General features: G+C 65.4%; 23 protein-coding genes and 2 pseudogenes. 6 read left to right on the top strand and 19 right to left on the bottom strand.

The window, feature by feature from the left end:
- Window positions 1–2 precede the first annotated feature (2 nt).
- A pseudogene (gene ettA / locus LRS08_RS00730) lies at window positions 3–1,683 on the top strand (energy-dependent translational throttle protein EttA).
- A gap of 45 nt (window positions 1,684–1,728) precedes the next feature.
- On the opposite strand, the gene LRS08_RS00725 reads toward ettA, so the two are convergent.
- The 12 genes from LRS08_RS00725 to LRS08_RS00670 all read right to left on the bottom strand — a co-directional run bounded on the left by LRS08_RS00725 (window position 1,729) and on the right by LRS08_RS00670 (window position 10,265).
- Window positions 1,729–2,109: a DoxX family protein gene (locus LRS08_RS00725; RefSeq protein ID WP_257845334.1), complete on the bottom strand. Its 381-nt coding sequence runs from the start codon at window positions 2,107–2,109 to the stop codon at window positions 1,729–1,731.
- 69 nt (window positions 2,110–2,178) lie between these two features.
- The gene (gene nadA / locus LRS08_RS00720) at window positions 2,179–3,177 is read right to left on the bottom strand and encodes a quinolinate synthase NadA (RefSeq protein WP_257845335.1); all 999 of its coding nucleotides are present in this window, start codon (window positions 3,175–3,177) and stop codon (window positions 2,179–2,181) included.
- Between the two features lie 49 nt (window positions 3,178–3,226).
- On the bottom strand, window positions 3,227–4,000 hold the full coding sequence (locus tag LRS08_RS00715; protein WP_257845336.1) for a hypothetical protein: 774 nt from the start codon (window positions 3,998–4,000) through the stop codon (window positions 3,227–3,229).
- A 60-nt stretch (window positions 4,001–4,060) separates the two neighbouring features.
- Window positions 4,061–4,810: a DUF4230 domain-containing protein gene (locus LRS08_RS00710; protein WP_312026638.1), complete on the bottom strand. Its 750-nt coding sequence runs from the start codon at window positions 4,808–4,810 to the stop codon at window positions 4,061–4,063.
- On the bottom strand, window positions 4,792–5,649 hold the full coding sequence (locus LRS08_RS00705) for an MBL fold metallo-hydrolase (protein ID WP_257845337.1): 858 nt from the start codon (window positions 5,647–5,649) through the stop codon (window positions 4,792–4,794). The genes LRS08_RS00710 and LRS08_RS00705 overlap by 19 nt, the downstream gene beginning before the upstream one ends.
- A 3-nt stretch (window positions 5,650–5,652) precedes the next feature.
- Window positions 5,653–7,386: a M56 family metallopeptidase gene (locus LRS08_RS00700; RefSeq protein ID WP_257845338.1), complete on the bottom strand. Its 1,734-nt coding sequence runs from the start codon at window positions 7,384–7,386 to the stop codon at window positions 5,653–5,655.
- Window positions 7,383–7,751: a BlaI/MecI/CopY family transcriptional regulator gene (locus tag LRS08_RS00695; protein WP_257845339.1), complete on the bottom strand. Its 369-nt coding sequence runs from the start codon at window positions 7,749–7,751 to the stop codon at window positions 7,383–7,385. Before LRS08_RS00695 ends, LRS08_RS00700 begins: the two co-directional genes overlap by 4 nt.
- Before the next feature lie 262 nt (window positions 7,752–8,013).
- Window positions 8,014–8,265: a hypothetical protein gene (locus tag LRS08_RS00690; protein WP_257845340.1), complete on the bottom strand. Its 252-nt coding sequence runs from the start codon at window positions 8,263–8,265 to the stop codon at window positions 8,014–8,016.
- Window positions 8,265–9,335, bottom strand: coding sequence for a glycosyltransferase (locus LRS08_RS00685; protein ID WP_257845341.1), 1,071 nt, complete (start codon window positions 9,333–9,335; stop codon window positions 8,265–8,267). Before LRS08_RS00685 ends, LRS08_RS00690 begins: the two co-directional genes overlap by 1 nt.
- A gap of 29 nt (window positions 9,336–9,364) precedes the next feature.
- A complete protein-coding gene (grxD, locus tag LRS08_RS00680; RefSeq protein ID WP_260481214.1) occupies window positions 9,365–9,694 on the bottom strand; it encodes a Grx4 family monothiol glutaredoxin in 330 nt (109 codons plus the stop codon).
- A gap of 2 nt (window positions 9,695–9,696) precedes the next feature.
- Window positions 9,697–9,939 (bottom strand): BolA family transcriptional regulator, encoded by a 243-nt coding sequence (locus tag LRS08_RS00675; protein ID WP_260481213.1) that lies wholly within the window; start codon window positions 9,937–9,939, stop codon window positions 9,697–9,699.
- Between the two features lie 2 nt (window positions 9,940–9,941).
- Window positions 9,942–10,265: a DUF1476 domain-containing protein gene (locus tag LRS08_RS00670; protein ID WP_257845342.1), complete on the bottom strand. Its 324-nt coding sequence runs from the start codon at window positions 10,263–10,265 to the stop codon at window positions 9,942–9,944.
- A gap of 139 nt (window positions 10,266–10,404) precedes the next feature.
- On the opposite strand from LRS08_RS00670, the pseudogene nadC reads away from it, so the two are divergent.
- A pseudogene (gene nadC / locus LRS08_RS00665) lies at window positions 10,405–11,251 on the top strand (carboxylating nicotinate-nucleotide diphosphorylase).
- A gap of 37 nt (window positions 11,252–11,288) precedes the next feature.
- A complete protein-coding gene (locus LRS08_RS00660; protein WP_260481212.1) occupies window positions 11,289–11,762 on the top strand; it encodes a hypothetical protein in 474 nt (157 codons plus the stop codon).
- Between the two features lie 4 nt (window positions 11,763–11,766).
- Here the strand turns inward: LRS08_RS00660 and LRS08_RS00655 are convergent, their stop codons facing one another.
- From LRS08_RS00655 to miaA, 6 genes are all read right to left on the bottom strand, one after another.
- Window positions 11,767–12,165 (bottom strand): DUF4112 domain-containing protein, encoded by a 399-nt coding sequence (locus LRS08_RS00655; protein WP_257845534.1) that lies wholly within the window; start codon window positions 12,163–12,165, stop codon window positions 11,767–11,769.
- A gap of 28 nt (window positions 12,166–12,193) precedes the next feature.
- Window positions 12,194–13,654 carry an ABC transporter substrate-binding protein gene (locus LRS08_RS00650; RefSeq protein WP_260481211.1) on the bottom strand — a complete coding sequence of 487 codons (1,461 nt, stop codon included), beginning with the start codon at window positions 13,652–13,654 and terminating at the stop codon, window positions 12,194–12,196.
- Between the two features lie 55 nt (window positions 13,655–13,709).
- On the bottom strand, window positions 13,710–14,729 hold the full coding sequence (gene ilvC / locus LRS08_RS00645) for a ketol-acid reductoisomerase (protein WP_257845347.1): 1,020 nt from the start codon (window positions 14,727–14,729) through the stop codon (window positions 13,710–13,712).
- A gap of 155 nt (window positions 14,730–14,884) precedes the next feature.
- Window positions 14,885–15,400: an acetolactate synthase small subunit gene (gene ilvN, locus LRS08_RS00640; RefSeq protein WP_257845348.1), complete on the bottom strand. Its 516-nt coding sequence runs from the start codon at window positions 15,398–15,400 to the stop codon at window positions 14,885–14,887.
- Between the two features lie 4 nt (window positions 15,401–15,404).
- Window positions 15,405–17,165, bottom strand: a complete 1,761-nt coding sequence (locus LRS08_RS00635; protein WP_257845349.1) for an acetolactate synthase 3 large subunit — start codon at window positions 17,163–17,165, stop codon at window positions 15,405–15,407.
- Between the two features lie 85 nt (window positions 17,166–17,250).
- Entirely contained in the window at window positions 17,251–18,174 is a 924-nt protein-coding gene (gene miaA, locus LRS08_RS00630; protein WP_260481210.1) for a tRNA (adenosine(37)-N6)-dimethylallyltransferase MiaA, read from the bottom strand.
- On the opposite strand from miaA, the gene serB reads away from it, so the two are divergent.
- Window positions 18,173–19,114, top strand: a complete 942-nt coding sequence (serB, locus tag LRS08_RS00625; RefSeq protein WP_257845351.1) for a phosphoserine phosphatase SerB — start codon at window positions 18,173–18,175, stop codon at window positions 19,112–19,114. The genes miaA and serB overlap by 2 nt on opposite strands.
- Window positions 19,115–19,217: 103 nt before the next feature.
- Here serB and LRS08_RS00620 read toward each other — a convergent pair whose 3' ends face one another.
- Window positions 19,218–20,234, bottom strand: a complete 1,017-nt coding sequence (locus tag LRS08_RS00620) for an SPOR domain-containing protein (protein WP_257845352.1) — start codon at window positions 20,232–20,234, stop codon at window positions 19,218–19,220.
- Window positions 20,235–20,431: 197 nt separating this feature from the next.
- On the opposite strand from LRS08_RS00620, the gene LRS08_RS00615 reads away from it, so the two are divergent.
- Window positions 20,432–21,154, top strand: a complete 723-nt coding sequence (locus LRS08_RS00615) for a ParA family protein (protein WP_257845353.1) — start codon at window positions 20,432–20,434, stop codon at window positions 21,152–21,154.
- Window positions 21,154–21,705: a hypothetical protein gene (locus LRS08_RS00610; protein WP_257845354.1), complete on the top strand. Its 552-nt coding sequence runs from the start codon at window positions 21,154–21,156 to the stop codon at window positions 21,703–21,705. The genes LRS08_RS00615 and LRS08_RS00610 overlap by 1 nt, the downstream gene beginning before the upstream one ends.
- Window positions 21,706–21,718: the final 13 nt, after the last annotated feature.

The raw sequence follows: 21,718 nt of genomic DNA, 5'->3' as shown, positions 1-21,718 counted from the left end.
AAGTGGCCGCCCAATACGCATTCGTCATGAAGGACATGACCAAGTCCTTCCCCGGCGCGCAAAAGCCGGTGCTGAGCAACATCAACCTGCAATTCTATCAGGGCGCGAAGATCGGCATCGTCGGCCCGAACGGCGCGGGCAAGTCGACCCTGATCAAGATCATGGCCGGCATCGACAAGGATTTCACCGGCGAGGCATGGCCGGGCGAGAACATCACCGTCGGCTATCTGGAGCAGGAGCCGCAGCTCGATCCCACCAAGTCGGTGCTGGAGAACGTCAAGGACGGCGCGCGCGAGACCGCCGATCTGGTCGAGCGGTTCAACGCGATCAGCGCGGAAATGGGCGATCCCAAGGACGACACCGATTTCGACGCACTGATGGAGGAAATGGGCGACCTTCAGGCCAAGATCGACGCGGTCGACGGCTGGAGCCTCGACAACCAGCTCGAGATCGCGATGGAAGCGCTGCGTTGTCCGCCGGGCGACTGGAGCGTCGAGAACCTCTCGGGCGGTGAAAAGCGTCGCGTCGCGTTGACCCGCTTGCTGATCCAGAAGCCGTCGATCCTGCTGCTCGACGAACCGACCAACCATCTCGACGCCGAAAGCGTCCAGTGGTTGGAAAACCACCTCAAGGAATATGCCGGCGCGGTGCTGATGATCACCCACGACCGCTATTTCCTCGACAATGTCGTCGACTGGATCCTCGAGCTCGATCGCGGGAAGTACTTCCCGTACGAGGGGAACTATTCGACCTATCTGGAAAAAGAAGGCCAAGCGCCTGGAGCAGGAGGACCGCGAGGCCACCGGCCGCCAGAAGGCGATCAAGGACGAGCTGGAGTGGATCCGCGCTGGCACCAAGGGGCGCCAGACCAAGTCCAAGGCGCGCATCGCCAAGTTCGACCAGCTCGTCGAGGCGCAGTCGCAGCGCGCGCCGGGCAAGGCACAGATCGTCATCCAGGTGCCCGAGCGTCTCGGCGGCAAGGTGATCGAGCTCGACAATGTCAGCAAGGCCTATGGCGACAAGCTGCTGTTCGAGAATCTGTCCTTCACGCTGCCGGCGGGCGGCATCGTCGGCGTGATCGGGCCGAACGGCGCGGGTAAATCGACGCTGTTCAAGCTGATTACGGGTCAGGAGACGCCGGACAGCGGCACCATCGAGATGGGGTCGACCGTGCGACTCGGCTATGTCGACCAGAGCCGCGATCACCTCGACCCGACCAAGAATGTCTGGGAGGAAATCTCCGACGGGCTCGATTACATGAAGGTCAATGGCCACGACGCGTCGACCCGCGCCTATGTCGGCGCGTTCAACTTCAAGGGCCAGGACCAGCAGAAGAATGTCGGCAAGCTGTCGGGTGGTGAGCGCAATCGAGTCAACATCGCCAAGATGCTGAAAAAGGGCGGCAACGTGCTGCTGCTCGACGAACCAACCAACGACCTCGACGTCGAAACGCTGGGCGCGCTGGAAGAGGCGATCGAGAATTTCGCGGGCTGCGCCGTGGTCATCAGCCACGATCGCTTCTTCCTCGACCGTCTCGCGACTCACATCCTCGCGTTCGAGGGCAATTCGCACGTCGAATGGTTCGAGGGGAATTTCGAGGCGTATGAAGAGGACAAGCGCCGCCGTCTGGGCGACGCGGCGGATCGTCCGACGCGGTTGGCGTACAAGAAGTTGACGCGGTAACCGACGATTGACGGCCCGGCGACTGCGCCGGGCCGGTTTCGGCGCTTAGCCCTTGCCGGTCGCGCGGTCGACGCTCCACGCGCCGCCGCCCGCTGCGGCGAGATAGAGAAAGATGAAGCAGAAGAGCAGGATCGCCTCGCCGCCATTGGCTGCGGGGAAAAGGCTCTTGGTGCCGTGTGCCAGCCAGTAGCCGACCGCGCACATGCCGGACGACAGGAACGCCACCGGCCGGGTGAACAGACCGATCACCAGCAGCGCGCCACCGACCAGCTCGATCGCCCCGGCCGCATAGAGCATCGGGTTCAGCTCCATTGGAAAGGGCGGGACGCCGAAGAATTTCGCCGTGCCGTGCTGTAGGAAGGCGAGCCCGGCGACGATGCGGAGCAGGGCGAGAAGCTTGTCAGACCAGCTTGCGGGAATTGGCATGGATTGTCTCCCAGCGGCGGGCAGGGTGCCCGTTGCGCAGGTGAAACATTCCATGCCGTTCCCGGCGGATCAATCCCCGGTGACGCGGAGCGGGCCGAGGTCGCCCAGGCCGACGGTGCCGCTCGCCATGGCCAGCATCCGATCGAGGCTCTTCTTCGCCTTCAACCGGATATCCTCGGCGATCTCGATCCGGGGTTCGAGGTCGCGGAGCGCGATGTAGAGCTTTTCCAGCGTGTTGAGCGCCATGTACGGGCAGATGTTGCAGTTGCAGTTGCCGTCCGCGCCGGGCGCGCCGATGAAGGTCTTGTCCGGGACCGCCTTTTCCATCTGATGGATGATGTGCGGTTCGGTGGCGACGATCATCGTGTCGCCTTCGAAATCCTTGGCATAGGCAAGGATGCCGCTGGTCGATCCGACATAGTCGGCATGGTCGAGTACGTGTGGCGGACATTCGGGGTGCGCGGCCACCGGGGCGTGGGGGTGCTGTGCCTTGAGTTTCAGCAGTTCGGTTTCGCTGAACGCCTCATGCACGATGCACACGCCCGGCCAGAGCAGCATGTCACGGCCTATCTTGCGGTTGATGTATCCGCCGAGATGCTTGTCGGGGCCGAAGATGATCTTCTGCTCGTGCGGGATCTGGCTGAGGATCTTTTCGGCGGAGGAGCTGGTGACGATGATGTCGCTGAGCGCCTTCACCTCGACCGAGCAGTTGATGTAGGTCAGCGCAATGTGATCGGGGTGCTGCGCGCGGAACGCGGCGAACTGTTCGGGCGGACAGCTGTCCTCGAGACTGCACCCCGCGTTCATGTCGGGCAGGATCACGGTCTTGTCGGGCGACAGGATCTTCGCGGTTTCGGCCATGAAGCGCACGCCGCAAAAGGCGATCACCTCGGCATCGGTTTCGGCGGCCTTGCGCGACAGTTCGAGGCTGTCGCCGACGAAATCGGCAAGGTCCTGGATCTCCGGCTTCTGGTAATAATGTGCCAGGATCACCGCGTTGCGCTCCTTGCGCAGGCGGTCGATCTCGGCGCGGACGTCGATGCCGTTGAGGCTGCTGGGAGCGTTCATTCTGGGACCCTCTGATTCGGGTCTCACATGGCCTTGTCGGCTCCGCGGTTCAACCCATTGGCGGCATCGGTGGGAAGGCATAGGGCGCGAGCGCGCCGCCGGGCTGGCCGGTCGTCACCGCTTCGAACAGCGCCAGGCCGACCGGGCTGTAGGCGATCAGATTGCATAGCGCGCGCATCGCGATGATCGCGCCCACCGCCCAGATCCAGGCGGGGTGGATGCGGCCATGTTTGCGCAGGTCCCACGCCATGCCGGCAAGCGGCCAGAGCATCACCAGTCCGAATTCGATGATCGCGGAGTGCGGCATGACCAACGGCATCGGGAACAGACGCCCGATGCCCGGACCGGTCAGCACCGCCATCCCGGCGAAATGCAGCCTTTTGTGCCAGTCGGTCCGCCGCCGCATCAGGATGGCCGCGGTCGACAGGCCGACAAAGGTCCAGACGGTGAGCGGCGCCATGACGAGGAAGAAAGCCGGCTCATAGAATGGAGCGGCGCGGCCAAGGCGGATCGCCTCGACCGCGACCAGCGGGCCGACGACCGCCATCATCGCGAGCCAGCCCGCACCGACCCAGCCGAGGCGGCGATGCAAGACCAGGCTGCCGCGCGTGGCGAGCAGGGTCTGGAGGACATAGATTCCTACCCAGCCGAAGAAAATTATTGCGTGCACGTGCACAACCCACGGCGCGCTGAAGCTGGAAATCCCCATGACGACGAAGAAGGTGAAGCCGGCAGCGATGATCGCGGCCATTGCGAACCCGCCCCACAGGAAAAACCCGTCGTCCCGCGCCGAAATCAGACCCGATCGTGCATGTGTTGCCATTGTCCCTGCCCCCAAGAACCCTGTGGGCGCAGGAATATCATGCTTCGCGCCGGTTCCCAGCTATTTCGTCCTGTCGCCTTCACGCTCGGCGCGTTCGCGCAGCACCTGTTCGATCGACTTGGACACGTCCCAGCGTTCGCGGTCGGTGGAGCTGCGCTCGTCAGGGAACAGCGCCTCGACCGTCACCTCCATGCCGGTGGCGCGCAGCGGCATCGCGAAGCTTCGCTCGACGGCCCGGCGGGTGGCGTCGCGGGCGAGGCGCATCGGCGCGGGTTCGCGCGCCTGGCGGACCAGTTCCTTCTGTCCCGCCGCGCGATTGGCGGCGTCTAGTCGCTCCTCGCTGTCGGTGAGGGCCATCAGCACGCCGCCCTCGCCATATTCGCGGATATTGTTGAGGTCGACCTCAGGGCCGACGACTTCGAGCGGGGGGAGGGCGATGCTGAGCTTCTTCGCAGCAGGGTCCCAGATCACGTCGCGCTGGCTGAGCTTGCCGAGATCGACCTCGTACCGGACCGATCCGGGCATGATCATGGTTTTTTGCGCGGTAAATCCCATCCGCGTCTGGCTGGTGGTGACCACGGCGACATAGCGCGCGGCAAAGGCGGACAGGCGGTTCTGTTCGCGCAGCCCTTGCAGGCTCGCCTGGGCGACGGTGACCGGGTCCGGACCGCCCGTCAGCCGGTCGAACGCGCTGCGCCCGACGAAGTACAGCGTGGCACCCACAGCGAGCGCCATCGCCAGCACCATGCCAAGTGCAACGACACAACCCTGTGCCAGTCCGCTGCGCTGCCTTACGCCGCTTTCGTCCATATCTCTCCTTCCGCACGGACGATGCCGCGGTTGTTCAGGTCGATCAGATGCGCGAGCACCGATCGCCCCGCTGCGCCGGTCAGCCGCGGGTCGAGCCCGACATACATGCGGGCGACCATGTCTGGGATCGCGCCGACCTGTTGATCGAGCAGGCGCAAGATCTGCCCCTCGCGCTGCTTGCGATGGCCCATCATGCCGCGAACGAGGCGGTGCGGCGTTGCCACTTCTGGCCCGTGCGCGGGATAATAGACCCGGTCGTCGCGGGCGAGCAGCCGGTCGAGGCTGGCCATGTACGCGCCCATGTCGCCATCGGGCGGGGCGACGACGCTGGTCGACCAGCCCATGATGTGATCGCCGGTGAACAGCGCGCCGCTCTCACCCAGCGCGAAGCAGAGATGGTTCGATGTGTGACCGGGGGTCGCGACCGCCTCCAGCGTCCAGTCGTCGCCTGAAACGCTCTCGCCATCTGCGAGCACGCGGTCGGGCGCATAATCGCGGTCGAACGCGGCGTCGGAGCGGGGGCCGTCATCGTCGAGCGCGAGGGGCGCACAGCCGATGATCGGCGCACCGGTCGCAGCGGCGAGCGGGCGGCTCGCCGGGCTGTGATCGCGATGGGTATGGGTACACATGATGGCGCGAACCGGACGGTCGGCAATCGCGGCAGTGAGCGCGGCGAGATGCGCGGGGAGGTCGGGGCCGGGATCGATCACCGCAAGGTCGCTGGTGCCGACGAGATAGGTCTGCGTGCCGGTATAGGTGAACGGGGAAGGGTTCGCCGCCAGCAGCCGTGCCACTAGCGGTTCGAGCTGCATCGCCACGCCGGTTGCCGCGTCATCCATGCGTCAGAAATGGCGGTTCCTTGTGGTTGGCACAACCCCGAACACTGCGCACGCGAACGGGCCGGCCGCGTGAAGGGGGACGCGGCCGGCCCTGGTGGAGACATCGCGCAGTGATGGGCTCGCCGCGCGATGGTCCGCTTCGCGATCAGTCCTTGTCGGCCCCTTCCAGCTCGCGCATCGCGTCGTCGATGCCCTTTTGAGCGCATTGGCCTTTTGCTCGGCACTGAGTTCGGTCTGCGCCTCGATCGAGCGGCGGGCCATCTTGAGCCCCATCAGCGCGTGACGCTTGCCCATGTCAGCGCTGGCGATCGCCATGACCTTGGCGCGGGCAGCGATGGCCTCGGCACCCTTGGCCTTGTCGGCAGCGGCGGCGGCGCGCATTTCGATACGATCGGTGCAGATCACGATCTTGCGCTTGTCGCCGTCGCGCGTCTCTACCTTGACCTCGTCATCCTTCGATCCGCCGCACTTCATCGACTTGACGTCGATATCCATGTCACCGGTCCAGACGAAGTCCTTGCCATCGCCCTTCAGGCGGATGACGCGGGTTTCGGCCTTTGTGCCCTTGCCGTCCTTGTCCTTGCCGTCCTTGCGCTCGACCATCACGATGCGATGGACGCGCTTTTCCTTGGTGGCTTCGGGCGCTTCCGGCGCGGCGGGCGCATCGGGCGCCTGGATTGCAGCAACAGCGGCGGGTGCAGCAGGAGCCACAGGTGCTGCGGGCGGCGTCGGCGCATCGGCCTGGGTCACGGCAGCACCCGCGCCCGAGGCGGTGAGCGCGAGCCCCGTGAGGGTCAGCGCGATGGCGCCGGTGACGCCTGCGGTGATCCGGGCGCGCGACTTGGGATTATGTTTCGAGAGCATTTTGAGCCTCCCCTTGAGTTCGTTGACAGTGTGTAAGTGGCATGCCGCCGAGACCGCACCCCCATGCGCGGACTTGACGATGGCGCGGCCATAGGCATGGCGCAGCGCCGGTGCGCGGCCTGAGAGCACAAGGGCGTCACAGGCCAGTTCCTGATCGGCGCGAAAGGCGCGGAACGCCCGCCATGCGACCGGGTTGAACCAATGGATCGCGAGCACGACCAGCGCGACCCAGTTGGCGATCAGGTCACCCCGAAGGTGGTGCCCGAGTTCATGGGCGAGCGCGAGGTTGCGCTCGACCGGATCGTAGCGCTCGGCGAAATCGCGCGGGAAGGCTACGTATTTGCGCCAGATGCCGAAGGCGAGCGGGCCGGTCGCGGCATCCGTTTCAATGACATGGACGCGGCCTTCCGCGACGGTGCGGCGGATCTCGGCCTTGCGCATCAGATTGGCGCAAAAGCGGGTATGCGAGACGATGTGCCAGAGCAAAAAGGCGAGCGCCCCTGCTGCCCAGATCGCGCCGATAATGAGCAGCAGGCTCGGGGCGCTCGACGTCACGACTGTCGTTTCGGTAACGGTGGCGGTCGTTCCGCCGGCAAGTTCCAACTGTGCCTGGACGAGCGCCTGATCGATGATCGCCTGGGTCGTAGCGGGATCCGCGGAGGCGGATTGCACGCTGCCGGTCAGGCCACGGAGCAGATCGGTGAAGCTCCACGCACCGGGCAGCGGCGGGATCAGCAGCCGCAGCACCGGCAACAGCCACAGCGCATAGGCGATATTCGGCCCGAACTGTTCGCGTACCGGTTTGCGGATCGCGAGGACCAGCAGCATCAGCAGCGTGGTGGCGATGCAGGTCTCAACCATCCAGGCGATCATTGCTTGATCTCCTTCAGCAGGGCTTCGATCTCGGCGATGTCCTGATCGGTCAGTGCATCGCGTTCGGCGAGATGGGCGACCAGCGGGGTCAGCTTGCCGCCGAACAGCCGGTCGATCAGACGGCGCGATTCACCTTCGACATAGTCGCCACGCTCGACCAGCGGGCGATACTGGTAGCGACGGCCATCCTCGTCGGCGGCGATGACGTTCTTGGCGAGCAACCGACCGAGCAATGTCTTGACCGTGTTGGCGCTCCAGCCACGCGACGGATCGACCCGCTCCACCACGTCCTGCGCGGCCAGTGGCGATTCGTCCCACAGGACTTCCATCACGGCGTGCTCGGCATCGCTGATTCGCTCGGTCATCGCTTCCCTCTCTGACTACGGGTGTAATCGTTACGATCACATCTGTAGTCAAGGGGCTGAACGGATGATGAATGGCGTTCAGGAAGCGGACGGGCGCGGTGGGCGGTGTCGGGAAATCTGACAGCCTGACAAAGGGCTAAATCATATTAACTATCGTGTCGCGCGGGATTGCGCGCTTCATCCGAATTGGCACGGGCGATGCAACTATTCGGGCATATGTGTTCACCCTTGTGTGACGCTTCAGGGGCGGGTGGCTTTCGGGTCACCCGCCCTTTCCCGTTCTGGCGACGGCATAGTCCACCGGGCTGCCGTCCCTGCGCCGACGGCGGCGAAATATTCGGGTCCCGTCCTCTTCAAGCCGCTCGGCGGCACGGGACAGCGCCATGGGGTAAATCTCGTTGAACAGCCGGTCGAAGGTTCGGTCCCAGCCATAAAGGTCAACCACCATCGCGCGGGCGCGCGCGCCGATCAGTTGCGCTCCGTCTTCCCACAGTTTTACGACATTGACCGCCATCACCGCCGTATCATCGACCGGGCCGAGCAGGCCGAGACCGGGGGGACGCGGTCCGGCATCGCCCCGCTCGCAACGCCAACGACAGGAAGCCCGCAGGACTGTGCCTCCAGCACCGATATGCCGAACGTCTCGTCCGCCATCGCCGAGACATAGATGTCGGACGAGGCAAGCGCACGGGCGAGTTCTTCGCGGTCCTTCTCGAAGCCGATGAACGCGATCGGCAGATCGCTCGCCTCGCGCGCGAGGCGATGCCGCAGCTTGCCGTCGCCGATCATCACCATCGCTGCGCCGAGGTCGGCGGGGAGGCGGCGGAACATATCGACCAGGCGATCGGCGCGCTTTTCATTGTCGATGCGGCCCGCATAGGCGAGCAGCGGTCCGTCGCCCGGCAGGCCGAGCTCAGCGCGAAATGCGGGGTCGCGGCGCACGGGGCTGAACAGGCTTGTATCGACACCCAGCGGCATCACATCGGTTCGCGTGATCGTCTTGCGGGCGAGGGTCGTCCGGGCGTCCTCGCTCAGGGTATAGACGCGATCGAATTCGCGATAGGTAACCTCCGCATAGCCATAGGCGAGCACGCGCATGAAGTCTGCCGCCAGCCGTCCCGCCTTCGCCTCGACGACGCGGTGGACATGGGCATTGGGGAAATCTGTGCGATATCCCGCGACCAGTGCGGTCTCCGGGAAGTCGCGGCGGTGGTTGATCGCGGTCCAGGGGAGCACCCAGGGGCAGAGCGATTCGATGATGTCGGGCCGGTACTGCGCCAGCAGATCCCGTACCGCGCCGGTCCGGAGGATGAAGCGATAGTTCGGACTTCCGCGGACCGGAGCGGCCCCGACTTCCGCGAAGATGTGGCGTCCATTGACCGTGACCCGATCCTCCGGTCCCGGCACGATCTGCAACAGTTGGTGCGGCGTGTGGTTGAGCACATAGTCGCGCTTTTCACGCAGATAAGTGCTGATGCCACCACCGCCAGCCGGCGAATAGCTTTGAGTAAGGTCGCAGATCAACAGGGACGCATGATCCCCAGCCACCGCGTCGGGCGCGGCAGCAAAAGACTGTACGAACATAGGTTCTTTACTCGATCTTCAACCCCCCGTTACGAGGCCGAAACGCCCTTCTCCTGGAGAAGTTGCGAGAGCTCCCCGCTCTCATACATTTCCATCATGATATCCGAACCGCCGATGAACTCCCCCTTTATGTAAAGCTGGGGGATGGTCGGCCAGTCGGAGAATGCCTTGATGCCCTGCCGCACCTCCTGATCCTGGAGCACATCGACGCTTTCGAATTCGACGCCAAGATGGGTGAGGATCGACACCGCGCGATTCGAAAAGCCGCACTGCGGGAACAGGGGCGTACCCTTCATGAACAGCAGAACTGCGTTCGAATCGACGAGGGACTGGATGCGGGCGTTGGAATCGTCGGTCATGGTCATTCGCTCCCTGCCGGAACTGCGGTGGTCAACTGAAGCGCGTGGAGAACGCCCCCCATCCGACCGCCGAGCGCGGCGTACACAGCCTGGTGCTGCCGGATGCGCGGCAGCCCCCGGAAACTCTCACTGGTGACGCGGGCGGCATAATGATCGCCGTCCCCGGCAAGGTCGGTGATTTCCACCGCCGCATCGGGGATGCCGGCGCGGATCAGCGCCTCGATCTCTTCGGCCGCCATCGGCATTGTTACTGCGCCTCGATCAACTGGCGGCGCGCCTCGACGGTCATCTCCTCGACCGCCTTTCGCACCACGGCGTCGTCGACTTCGATGCCTGCAGCAGTGAGATCGCCCATCAGCTTGCGTATCACGTCCTCGTCTCCCGATTCCTCGAAATCGGCCTGGACGACCGCCTTGGCATAGGCGTCGGTCTCTTCGGGGGTCAGCGCCATCTGCGCCGCCGCCCACTGCCCAAGCAGGCGGTTGCGGCGCGCTGTCACGCGGAACGCCATTTCCTCGTCCCGGGCAAATTTAGCCTCGAACGCGCGCTCGCGATCATCGAAGGTCGTCATCCTGCGTCACCCCTAATCTGTTTCGCCCGGGAGATAGGGGGCAGCGTCGCGCATGACAACGGGTTCGCCTGAAAGCGTCCGAGATTGAACCGGACAGGGAGGGGCGGTAGGCGGCGGGGAAATGGGTTCAGGAGTTGCAATGTCCGCCTTTCAACTTGCCGGGTTCGATCTGGACGGCTTTGTCGCCGCCACGCTGGCCGAGGATGTCGGCACGGGCGATGTGACTGCAAACGCAGTGATCCCGGCGGATGCGGTGTTCGACGGCGTGATGGACAGCCGTGACGCGGTGATTGTCGCGGGGCTGCCGATCGCTGCCGCCTTTTTCCGCGCGCTCGACCCGGCGGCTGAGATCAAACTGCTGGCGGGGGGAGGGAGAGGCGGTGGCCGCCGGGAGCGATCTGATGCGGCTGCGCGGCAGTGCGCGGGCGTTGCTGACCGCCGAACGCTCGGCGCTCAACACCGTCCAGCACCTTTCCGGTATCGCGACGATGACGCGCGCCTATGTCGATGCGATGGCCGGCAGTGGGGCCACGTTACTCGACACGCGCAAGACGATCCCGGGCCTGCGCCGGCTAGAGAAATATGCGACGCGGATGGGTGGGGCGAAGAACCACCGGATGGGCCTGTGGGACGCCGCGATGATCAAGGATAACCACATCGCGGTGGCCGGATCGGTGGACGAGGCAGTCGCGCGCGCGGTGCGTGCGGGGATCGCAGAGATCATCGTCGAGGTGGACCGGATCGACCAGATCGAACCCGCGCTGGGAGCCGGAGCCACCCACCTTTTGCTCGACAATATGGGGCCGGAGACATTGCGCGAAGCGGTGGCGCTGGTCGCCGGGCGGGTTCCGACCGAGGCGTCGGGCGGGGTACGGCTCGACACGATCGGGGCGATCGCTGCGAGCGGGGTTACCTATGTCAGCGTCGGACGGCTGACCCAATCGGCACCTGCCGCCGATATCGGACTGGACTTCGTCCCCGCCTGACGCCTAGCAAGGCGTCCTGTCAGGGGGAGTGATAACCATGCGTCCCAATTCGATTATTCGTTTCGAACAAGCCTATCTCGCGTCGATCGCGGTGTGGGGGCTGAACGCCGCGCTTGGCTGGAGCAAACAGGTCGCTGCGATTGAGGCGGGATTCGCCGAGATGCCGCAGATGGTACCGATGGGCCATGCGATGCTGATCGGTTTCACCCTGTTCGCGCTCTTCCTCTCGCTCCTGCTCTGGTATTTCACCGCGCGTAGGGCGAGTGAAGTGGCGAAGTGGATCATTGTCGCATTCTTCGGCCTCTCGGCGGTTAGTCTGCCGTTCACGCTCGCGGGCTTTGAGGCCGTCGGGATCGTTCCGGTCGCGCTCAACGTCGTGACCTTCGCGCTGACTGCGGTTGCCGTGTGGATGCTGTTCCGTCCCGACTCCGCGGCGTGGTTCCGCGACAGTGGCGGCGATAGTGACAGCGACAGCGACAGCAGCACGCCTCCGGTGCCGCCGATCGCCTGAGGGCCTATCGGTCGATCGTCGCGGTCGCCGGGTGATGCTTGTCCAGGTGCCGCCGGATGATCCGCAGATTGCGCGAGTTGGAGCGGTAGAAAAAGTCGGCGACGTCGCCTACCCCGGGGATCAGGCCGATCAGCCAGTCGAACCCGACATTGCCGGCCATCCGCAGCATCGCGCCGCGCGACATGCCGATATTGCGCGCTTCCCACATCATGTAGAGGCCCATCGCGGCCGCGATCACGTCTCCGCCGACCGGAATCAGGCCGATCAGAGCGTCGAGGCCGACGGTCTGGCGCGTCCCGGGGATGGTGAAGCTGCGTTCGAGCAGTTTCTCCATCGCGGTGACCCGCTGGCGCACCGAATGGGGATCTCGGCCGATCGGGAAGGCGTCGGGGGTGCGTTGCATGCGGGTCGCCTTGGCCACGTCAGTCCTCCTAGGGCTCGCGCAGATGGGTCAGCGGATGCCAGGCGCGCGGGTTCGTCTGGAACGCGCTGAGCCTGAGCGCCGCAACCGACCAGCGCAGCGGTTGTGCGATCGGGATATAGCGATGCGCGGCGGTGAGCGCGAGGTCGGCCTCCGCGATGCGGCGGGCGCGCTCCCCAAGCGTCGGAGCGTCGCGTGCTGCTTCGATCACGGAAGCCAGATCGTCGGGGCAGTTTCGGCAGGCGGTGACCAGATACCAGCGCCCGCTGTCATAGGGGGCAACGCTGTCGATAACGCGCAGGTCGGCGTCCTCGCGTTCGTTCACCCATGCGGGCGTTAGCCCGATTGTGCGTAGATCGCGGGCGACGCGGTTCCACAGCAATTTGGTGCCAGGACTCCGGGTCATTGCAATGCGGATCGTCAGGGGCGCGTCCGGATTAGCTGAACGCCACGCTGCAACGCGGTTGCGGGCAGCGTTCACCCGTTCTTCCAGTGGCTGGTTCACCCAGGCCGGTGCCGCTGGAGGGGCGGCGGAGTCGAACTGGGCGGGAAGCACCGTCTCCACCGGCTGCCATTCGGGTCGAAACACGGCGGTCAGCGCGACACGGTCGATCGCCATCGCCAGCGCCTCGCGATTTATCGCATCGGCGGTAAAGCCCTTGTCTGACACGATCGCGATGCCGAACAGCCCGACCGCAGGGTCGACCCGCAAGTTCGCCGGGGCAATATCGGCATGGGAGAGCAATGGCCAGTCGCGGAAGCTGCCACCGAGAATCAGGTCGGATTCGCGCCGCGCGAAGCGGATAAGCGCGAGTGCGGCACGCTCGCCGCGCAGCCGGACATTGTCGGCGGGATCTGGCTCATCCTCCCCAGCCTCGGGATCGAGGCTGGGGCCGCGATTGGGACGCAGCAAAAGGGAAGTGTCACCGCTCTCGGCGATGTGAAACGGTCCCGTTCCGGCAAGGCGCGGGCGACGCAGGATCGCGAATTCAGGCTGGGCGAACAGCTTGAGCAGGTCGGTGCGGGCGCTTTTCAGCCGGACCTCTACCACCTGCGGTGTCATCTCGACCACCTCGTCGATCACGGCGACAAAAGGGGCGATCGAGGAGCGCGCGCGGGGGCCGATCGTGGCGCGCATACTGGCGACGACATCGGCCGCAGTGATCGGTTCTCCGTCATCCCATTCGGCGTCGCGCAGGCGAAAGATGTAGCTGCGCCCGCCATCGGTGACGATCCAGCGTTCGGCGATGCCCGGCTCGATCCCGCCATTGGCGTCGAAGCGCACCAGCCCCTGTGCGGTCGCGCTCAGCACGACGCGCTGAGAGAAATCGAGTTCGCCCTTTGCAGGGTCCGACAGTTCCGCCGCGCCGCCGATCGTGCTGACCACCACGGCGACATCGTCGGGTCGGCGCTCGCAGCCGCCTGCGATCAGCGCGAGCGCAACGGCGAAGGGCAGGGCGGGGGAGCGCATGGCTCCAGCTTTATGGAGGCGGGGCGGGGAATCCAACCCCGCCCCGATGGTTGGGTCAGTTCTTTTCCTTGTCGACCAGCTTGTTCGCGCCGATCCACGGCATCATCGCGCGCAATTCGCTGCCGACCTGCTCGATCGGATGTGCGGCGGCGGCCTTGCGGCTCGCCTTCAGCTCGGGCTGGCCAGCGCGGTTGTCGAGCACGAAATCCTTGACGAAGCGGCCCGACTGGATGTCGGCGAGCACACGCTTCATCTCGGCCTTGGTCTCGTCGGTGATAATGCGCGGCCCGGTCTTGATGTCACCATATTCGGCGGTGTTCGAGATCGAATAGCGCATATTGGCGATGCCGCCCTCATAGAGCAGGTCGACGATCAGCTTGGTCTCGTGCAGGCATTCGAAATAGGCCATTTCGGGGGCGTAGCCGGCCTCGACCAGCGTTTCGAACCCGGCCTGAATCAGGTGGGTGATGCCGCCGCACAGCACCGCCTGCTCGCCGAACAGGTCGGTCTCGCACTCTTCCTTGAAATTGGTCTCGATGATGCCCGAACGACCACCGCCGACGCCGCTGGCATAGGCAAGCGCGACGTCATGCGCGTTGCCGGTCGCGTCCTGATGGATCGCGATCAAGCAGGGGACGCCGCCGCCGCGGACATATTCGCTGCGCACGGTGTGGCCGGGGCCCTTGGGCGCGATCATGATGACGTCGATGTCCGCCGGCGGCTCGATCAGCCCGAAATGGACGTTGAGGCCATGCGCGAAGGCGAGCGCGGCGCCCGGCTTCATGTTGCCGGCGATGTCATCGGCCCAGATCGCGGCCTGATGCTCGTCGGGGGCGAGGATCATCAGGATGTCGGCCCAGCCGGCAGCTTCCTTGGTCGACATGACCTTGAAGCCTGCGCCTTCGGCCTTCTTCGCGGTCGCCGAGCCGGCGCGGAGTGCGACGGCGACTTCCTTGACGCCGCTGTCGCGCAGATTCTGCGCATGGGCATGGCCCTGGCTGCCATAGCCGACGATGGCGATCTTCTTGCCGGTGATCAGGTTCAGGTCGGCGTCACGATCGTAATAGACACGCATTTCTCAGTTTCCCTTTTCCTCCTCTCCCTATGGGAGAGGATACGAAGACTTGCCAGCTTGCTGGCTAGTCGGAGTTGGTGAGGGTGACTGGCCTCTCGCCCTCACCCTTCCGCGCCTTCGGCGCTCCCTCCCTCTCCCGCTGGGAGAGGGAAATTTCAGGCCGCCTCACGCCCACGCGAGATGGCGACAATGCCGGTGCGAGCGACCTCGATCAGGCCGACTTCGCTCATCAGTTCGATGAACTTGTCGATCTTTTCGGTGGTCCCGGTGACTTCGAACACGAAGCTCGAGATGGTCGCATCTACCACGCGGGCGCGATAGACTTCGGACAAGCGCAGCGCCTCGATCCGGTGGTCGCCGGTGCCCGCGACCTTGACCAGTGCCAGCTCGCGCTCGACATGGTCGCCCTCGGCGGTGAGGTCGTGGACCTTGTGGACCGGCACGAGGCGATCCAGCTGCGCCACGATCTGCTCCAGCACGTGCGGGCTGGCGCTGGTGACGATGGTGATCCGGCTGACCGACTTGTCGTCGGTGATCTCGCTCACCGTCAGGCTTTCGATATTATAGCCGCGCGCGGTGAACAGGCCGGCGATCCGGGCGAGGATGCCCGGTTCGTTGTCGACGATGATGGCGAGCGTGTGCCGCTCGGCCTTTTCTTCCTTGATGTGCATAAGCTTAGACCAGCGCCTTGGCTTCGTCGTCCATTTCACCGGAGACTTCGGCGGCCTGGAGGAGCATGTCGGTATGGGCGGCGCCCGACGGGATCATCGGGAAGCAGTTGGCGAGCTTGGCCACGCGGCAGTCGACGATCACCGGCCCGTCATACGCCAGCATGTCCTGAATACCGCTTTCCAGATCGCTGCGGTGCTCGATCAGAATGCCCTTCCAGCCATAGGCTACGGCGAGCTTCACGAAATCGGGCAGCGAGTCGCTGTAGCTTTCCGAATAGCGGCTGGAATAGGTCAGTTCCTGCCACTGGCGGACCATTCCCATATATTCGTTGTTGAGGATGAAGATCTTGACCGGCAGGCGATACTGGGTCGCCGTCGCCAGCTCCTGGATGTTCATCTGGATCGACGCCTCGCCGGCGATGTCGATCACCAGCGCGTTGGGGTTGCCCAATTGCGCGCCGATTGCGGCGGGCAGGCCATAGCCCATCGTGCCGAGGCCGCCGCTGGTCAGCCACTTATTGGGCGCTTCGAAATGGAAGTGCTGCGCCGCCCACATCTGGTGCTGGCCGACCTCGGTCGTGATGATCGGGGCCTGATCGCGCGTCGCCTCCCACAGCGCGCGGATCGCGCGTTGCGGCATGATCGTGTTCGCATCGATGCCCGGACCTTCCTCGGGGAAGTCGAGGCACTTGACCGCGCGCCACCCCTCGATCCGCCGCCACCATTCGGACAAATCGGGCTTGGGATGCTGGCGCGCCTTCCAGATGCGCAGCATGTCCTCGAGCGCGTGGCCGACATCGGCGACGATCGGCAGGTCGACCCGGACGGTCTTGTTCATCGACGAGCGGTCGATATCGATATGGATCTTCTTCGCGTGCGGCGCGAAGGCGTCAAGCCGCCCGGTGACGCGATCGTCGAACCGCGCGCCGACCGCGACGATCAGGTCGGCCTGATTCATCGCGTAATTGGCTTCATAGGTGCCGTGCATGCCGAGCATGCCGAGCCACTGGTCGGACGAGGCGGGAAAGGCACCCAGGCCCATCAGCGTCGAGGTGACCGGCGCACCGGTGATCTTCGCCAGTTCGCGCAGCAGCTGCGACGCGCCGGGACCCGAGTTGATGACGCCGCCGCCGGTGTAGAAGATCGGCCGCTCCGCCGCCGCCAGCATCTCGACCGCCGCGTCGATCAGCGCCTTGTCGGCCTTGACCTGCGGACGATAGGTCTTGTGCTGGATCGGGCCGGGCTTGCTGTAGCGCGCGGTCGCGATCTGGACGTCCTTGGGGATGTCGATAACGACCGGACCGGGGCGGCCCGAGGTCGCGATATGGAATGCCTCATGGACGACCGCGCCAAGATGCGCGGGGTCCTTCACCAGATAATTATGCTTGGTACAGTGGCGAGTGATGCCGACCGTGTCCGCCTCCTGAAAAGCGTCGCTGCCGATCAGGTGCGTCGGGACCTGGCCGGTGATGACGACCATCGGGATCGAATCCATCAACGCGTCGGTGATGCCGGTGACCGCATTGGTCGCGCCGGGGCCGGAGGTGACGAGGACAACGCCGGGCTTGCCGGTCGATCGGGCATAGCCCTCCGCCGCATGGGTCGCCGCCTGTTCGTGGCGGACGAGGATGTGGCGGATCTTCTTCTGCTTGAAGATCGCGTCATAGATCGGGAGCACCGCGCCGCCGGGATAGCCGAACACGACCTCCACACCGAGGTCGACCAGCGCCTCGATCAGAATGTCTGCTCCGCTTTTCTCGGCCACGATAAGTCTCCTTGGATGCCGCAGTGCAATGCGTTGGGGGAAGCGCGCTGCTATGCGTATGAAAGATGCGTGTCAAGCATTGTGTTTATACGATTCGTGCGAAATTAGCCATTCGATTGATAATATCTGTCGCGTGAATGCGCGGCCAGGCGACCGGCGGCTGGTGCCGCAACCAGGTATATTGCCGCTTGGCATATTGCCGCGTTGCCGCCTGCGCACGCTCAAGTGCCTCTGCGCGCCCGATTTCCCCGGCGAGCATCGCGGCGATCTCCGGCACGCCGATTGCCTTTCGCACCGGAGCCTCGGGCGGAATGTCGTCACGAGCGAGCAGCGCGGCGACCTCGTCGATCGCGCCCTCGTCGAACATCGCGGCGAGGCGGAGGTCGCAGCGCTCGGTCAGCCATGCGCGGTCGGGAAGAAGGATCAGCGGGGCGAGGTCGATCTGGTCAGCGATCCCACCCACTTTCGCGCGCTGCCAGTCGGCCAGCGTGCGGCCAGTGGCGGTGACCACCTCCAGCGCGCGGGCGACGCGGGTGGTGTCGGCGGCGGCGAGGCGCGCGGCAGCTTCGGGGTCGCGTTCGGTCAGCAGGGCGTGAGCCTGCGCGACGGGCAAAGCGCGGACCTCGGCGCGGATCGCCGGGTCGATGCCGGGCACCGGGGCGATGCCGTCGAGCAGGGTGCGGAGATACATGCCGGTCCCGCCGACGAGAATGGGGAGGCTGCCGCGTTCCTGCGCCGCCGCGATCTCCGCCTTGGCCTCAGCCGCCCAGCGCGCGGCGGAATAATCGTCGGTGCCTGTGACATGGCCGAACAGGCGATGCGGGGCCTGTGCCTCTTCTTCGGGCGAGGGCCGGGCGCTCAGCACGCGCAATTCGGCATAAACCTGAGCCGAATCCGCGTTGATCACGGTGCCGCCGGTCGCCTGGGCGAGTGCGATCGCCAAAGCGGACTTGCCGCTGGCGGTCGGTCCTGCAATGAGCGCGACCTTCGGCCGGTCGGGAGGGTTCATGTTCGTCGCCACTTTGATTGCTGATGGTGGGCTGGATGACGCGCTTCTAGCGGACATGGCGCATCAGTTCGACATGGACTGTGTTGCCGGCAAAGTCCTGAGCGCCGATTTGACGGACCCCGGCCGTGCCGCCGATTTGGTTTTTCAACCATCCTCCGATTTCAGTATCTCGGATTGCGCTCTCCTTGCCGACAGCATTCGCGAGATGGCGGGATCAATCGCGAAATCCGGCTTTGGCTGCGACCTGTCTCTCGATGTCATTGTTCAGCCCAATTCTACGCGCGAGAAAAGGCTGATCGTCGCCGATATGGATTCGACGATGATCACCGTCGAATGCATCGACGAGCTGGCCGATTATGCCGGGATCAAGGCGCAGATCGCCGAGGTCACGGAGGCGGCGATGCGCGGCGAGCTGGACTTTGCCGAGGCGCTGGATGCGCGGGTGGCGCTGCTCAAGGGGCTGGGCGCCGACGCGATCGACCGCTGTCTGGCGGAGCGGGTGCGGTTGATGCCCGGCGCGCGGACTCTGGTGCAGACGATGAGGGCTCGCGGGGCGACCGCGATCCTGGTGTCGGGTGGCTTTACGCGCTTTGCGCAGCCGGTGGGAGCGCAGATCGGGTTCGATCGCGTGATCGCCAATGAATTGCTGATTGAAGACGACGCGCTGACCGGCGCGGTGACCAAGCCGATTGTCGATTCATCGACCAAGGAAGTGACGCTGCTGGGCGCGATGGCGGAGCTGGGGCTGGACGCTTCCGCGACGATGGCGGTCGGAGATGGCGCGAATGACCTTGCGATGATCCGTCAGGCGGGGCTGGGGGTCGCCTATCATGCCAAGCCGGTCGTTGCCGCGGCTGCGGGCGCGCGGATCGACCATGGGGATTTGACGGCGTTGCTGTACGCGCAGGGTATTGCGCGGAGCGAGTGGGTCGAGGGCTGAGCTTTTCGTCACCCTGGGCTTGACCCGGGGCCAGCTGCCTTGGCCGGTCGAAGAAGCGGGGCCCGGGTCAAGCCCGGGGTGACGGTTAGTTTATCGCTTCAACCTACTCCCGCACCGGCACGCAGGGGCTTAGTCCGCGACACGCCGCGCTGGCTTCGGCACTGGAGGCGAAGGGGCCGACCAGCACCTTGGTCAGGCGGCCCGACTTCACGTAGGAAACCTTGCGGCCCGGGAAGCGGCCGCCGACCTGCGACCACAGCTTCTGGGCATTCCCCGGCTCGCCAAACGCACCGAGTTGGAGTTTCCAGCCGCCATCGCGGATCGCCGCGGTGGCGACAGGGGCGGGTGGTGTCGGCTTCGGCGTCGGCTTTGGGGCGGGCCGGACGATCGGTGGTGCAGGGCGTGTCTCTGTGCTCTGCGTCGGGGTCGGTGCCGGGATCGCCTCACGCGGCTGATAGGCCGCCGAGGGCGGCAACTGGGTGCGGCCGACGGTTGCGGGCGGCTGGTTGCCGCGCGGCGGCTGGATCACGGCGACGCTGGGACGTCCAGCGTCGCGCTCATAGGCGCGCGCGAGTTCCAGCCCCTTTTGCCGGTCCTGCAGCGAGATATAGCCGTCCATCTGTGCCTGAGCCGCAGATGCCTGAGGCAGACCCTGTGCGGCCGCCCGGACGGTGAGGGCGTAGGCGCGCACCCAGTCCTTGGTCACGGCGTCGCCGTTGAAGAACATCGTCCCCAATACATATTGCGCGCGCGGTTCACCGCGCGCCGACGCCTTTTCGAGCCATTCGACTGCCTGAAGCCGCTTGCCGTTTTCGAACAGCGCGAGGCCGTAATTCTCCTCGGCCTGGGGATGTCCCTGGAGTGCTGCCTTGCGATACCATTCCTCGGCCTGAGCGAGGTCGGCGGGGACGCCGCGGCCGAGCTTGTACGCCTGGCCCATGTTGAACTGCGCATCGGCGTCGCCCGCGACGGCTGGGCCGCGCCATTGCGCCACCGCAGCGCGATAATCGCCGCGCTGCCACGCCTCGACCCCCGCTTTCACATCGGCCTGACCAAGCGCCAGCGCCGGAGCAGCCAGAAGCGCGCCGACCAGCGTCGCCGTCCAGATGAAGTGCCTCATTCGGTCAGTTCCCGATCCCGCCCACGCATGGATAATGACAGTTAACCATAGCATGGCCAAGCAATGCTTGCGCTTTGGTTAAGCCCGGCATGGGACAACTCCCGGTGCCGCACCTGATTTCGCAGCGCCATTAACGCCTTCTTAGCTTCCCGATGGCATCCCCAATGTTGGGTAATCGGGTTATTTTCGAGGGGTAGATGCGCGTACTCGCGATGGCATCACAAAAGGGTGGTTCGGGCAAGACCACGCTGAGCGGGCACCTGGCGGTGCAGGCGCAGCGGGCCGGCCATGGCCCCGTCGTTCTGATCGACATCGATCCGCAAGGGTCGCTGTCCGACTGGTGGAACGAGCGTGAGACGGATTTCCCCGCCTTCGCCCAGACCACGGTCGCCCGGCTCGCCGCCGATCTCGAGGTGTTGCGACAGCAGGGCTTTCGCCTTGCCGTGATCGACACGCCGCCTGCCATCACGATGGCAATCCAGAGTGTGATCCAGGTCGCCGAACTGATCGTCATCCCAACCCGACCCTCGCCGCATGACCTGCGCGCAGTGGGCGCAACGGTCGATCTGTGCGACCGCGCGGGCAAGCCGCTGATCTTCGTGGTCAACGCAGCGACGCCCAAGGCCAAGATCACCAGCGAGGCCGCCGTCGCGCTGTCGCAGCACGGGACGGTTGCCCCGGTCACGCTGCATCACCGCACCGATTTCGCCGCGTCGATGATCGACGGGCGCACCGTCATGGAAGTGGACCCCAACGGCAAGTCGGCCGGTGAGGTGACCGCGCTCTGGGCCTATATCAGCGATCGCCTGGAGAAGAATTTCCGCCGCACCGTGTTCAGCGCGCCCGCCGCCGCTGCGACGCCGCACGCTGCCTTTGCCGGGCGTCCCCAGGGTGGCTTTGGCCGCCGGGTGGTGAGCTGATGTTCGGCTCCGCCAAGCCCGCCGCGTCGCTGTCCTCGGGCCTGCTCGCCCGCAAGGGACAGGCACGCCCCGCGATGCGCCCCCAGGGATTTGTCGGCCTCGATCCGGGGACGTCGCTCGACGATCTGGGGTGGAACGACATGGGCGGCGAGGTGCCCGTGCCCGCGTTCGAGCCGGTGCCGCCGGTGCTGGCCCAGCGCCAGACTCTGGTCGAAGAATTCGCGCCCCAGCCCGAGCCTGTGGCCGCGCCCCAGCCGGTCACCCATGTGCCCGAGCCGGAACCCGCGACCCAGGTAGAGTCGGATGTGCCCGCGCGACCGGTTTCCAACGCTACCGCCGCGCGGATCGGGCGCGAGGTTGCGTCGCGCAAGGGCAAGGCCGCCTTCACGCTGCGGCTCGACCATGAACGTCATTTGAAGCTGCGTCTCGCCTCGGCGCTCACCGGCCGTTCGGCCCAGTTGATCGTGACCGAGGCACTCGACGCATTTCTTGAATCTTTGCCCGAACTGGGGGCGCTGGTTGACCGGCTTCCTGCGGGCAAGGCGCGCTGATCCAGGGGGACAC

This window comes from Sphingomonas sp. J315 (assembly GCF_024666595.1).
In the GTDB taxonomy this organism is placed as follows: domain Bacteria; phylum Pseudomonadota; class Alphaproteobacteria; order Sphingomonadales; family Sphingomonadaceae; genus Sphingomonas.
The sequence above is the reverse complement of the archived record's forward strand: the minus strand, read 5'-3'. Positions and strand labels throughout refer to the sequence as shown.

What these genes read in the sequence shown, in the direction of transcription:
- LRS08_RS00725 (WP_257845334.1), bottom strand. Translation starts at nt 2,109, where the DNA reads ATGCCAATTCCCGCAAGCTGGTCTGACAAGCTTCTCGCCCTGCTCCGC.
- nadA (WP_257845335.1), bottom strand. Translation starts at nt 3,177, where the DNA reads ATGAACGCTCCCAGCAGCCTCAACGGCATCGACGTCCGCGCCGAGATC.
- LRS08_RS00715 (WP_257845336.1), bottom strand. Translation starts at nt 4,000, where the DNA reads ATGGCAACACATGCACGATCGGGTCTGATTTCGGCGCGGGACGACGGG.
- LRS08_RS00710 (WP_312026638.1), bottom strand. Translation starts at nt 4,810, where the DNA reads ATGGACGAAAGCGGCGTAAGGCAGCGCAGCGGACTGGCACAGGGTTGT.
- LRS08_RS00705 (WP_257845337.1), bottom strand. Translation starts at nt 5,649, where the DNA reads ATGGATGACGCGGCAACCGGCGTGGCGATGCAGCTCGAACCGCTAGTG.
- LRS08_RS00700 (WP_257845338.1), bottom strand. Translation starts at nt 7,386, where the DNA reads ATGATCGCCTGGATGGTTGAGACCTGCATCGCCACCACGCTGCTGATG.
- LRS08_RS00695 (WP_257845339.1), bottom strand. Translation starts at nt 7,751, where the DNA reads ATGACCGAGCGAATCAGCGATGCCGAGCACGCCGTGATGGAAGTCCTG.
- LRS08_RS00690 (WP_257845340.1), bottom strand. Translation starts at nt 8,265, where the DNA reads ATGGCGGTCAATGTCGTAAAACTGTGGGAAGACGGAGCGCAACTGATC.
- LRS08_RS00685 (WP_257845341.1), bottom strand. Translation starts at nt 9,335, where the DNA reads ATGTTCGTACAGTCTTTTGCTGCCGCGCCCGACGCGGTGGCTGGGGAT.
- grxD (WP_260481214.1), bottom strand. Translation starts at nt 9,694, where the DNA reads ATGACCGACGATTCCAACGCCCGCATCCAGTCCCTCGTCGATTCGAAC.
- LRS08_RS00675 (WP_260481213.1), bottom strand. Translation starts at nt 9,939, where the DNA reads ATGCCGATGGCGGCCGAAGAGATCGAGGCGCTGATCCGCGCCGGCATC.
- LRS08_RS00670 (WP_257845342.1), bottom strand. Translation starts at nt 10,265, where the DNA reads ATGACGACCTTCGATGATCGCGAGCGCGCGTTCGAGGCTAAATTTGCC.
- LRS08_RS00660 (WP_260481212.1), top strand. Translation starts at nt 11,289, where the DNA reads ATGCGTCCCAATTCGATTATTCGTTTCGAACAAGCCTATCTCGCGTCG.
- LRS08_RS00655 (WP_257845534.1), bottom strand. Translation starts at nt 12,165, where the DNA reads ATGCAACGCACCCCCGACGCCTTCCCGATCGGCCGAGATCCCCATTCG.
- LRS08_RS00650 (WP_260481211.1), bottom strand. Translation starts at nt 13,654, where the DNA reads ATGCGCTCCCCCGCCCTGCCCTTCGCCGTTGCGCTCGCGCTGATCGCA.
- ilvC (WP_257845347.1), bottom strand. Translation starts at nt 14,729, where the DNA reads ATGCGTGTCTATTACGATCGTGACGCCGACCTGAACCTGATCACCGGC.
- ilvN (WP_257845348.1), bottom strand. Translation starts at nt 15,400, where the DNA reads ATGCACATCAAGGAAGAAAAGGCCGAGCGGCACACGCTCGCCATCATC.
- serB (WP_257845351.1), top strand. Translation starts at nt 18,173, where the DNA reads ATGTTCGTCGCCACTTTGATTGCTGATGGTGGGCTGGATGACGCGCTT.
- miaA (WP_260481210.1), bottom strand. Translation starts at nt 18,174, where the DNA reads ATGAACCCTCCCGACCGGCCGAAGGTCGCGCTCATTGCAGGACCGACC.
- LRS08_RS00620 (WP_257845352.1), bottom strand. Translation starts at nt 20,234, where the DNA reads ATGAGGCACTTCATCTGGACGGCGACGCTGGTCGGCGCGCTTCTGGCT.
- LRS08_RS00615 (WP_257845353.1), top strand. Translation starts at nt 20,432, where the DNA reads ATGCGCGTACTCGCGATGGCATCACAAAAGGGTGGTTCGGGCAAGACC.
- LRS08_RS00610 (WP_257845354.1), top strand. Translation starts at nt 21,154, where the DNA reads ATGTTCGGCTCCGCCAAGCCCGCCGCGTCGCTGTCCTCGGGCCTGCTC.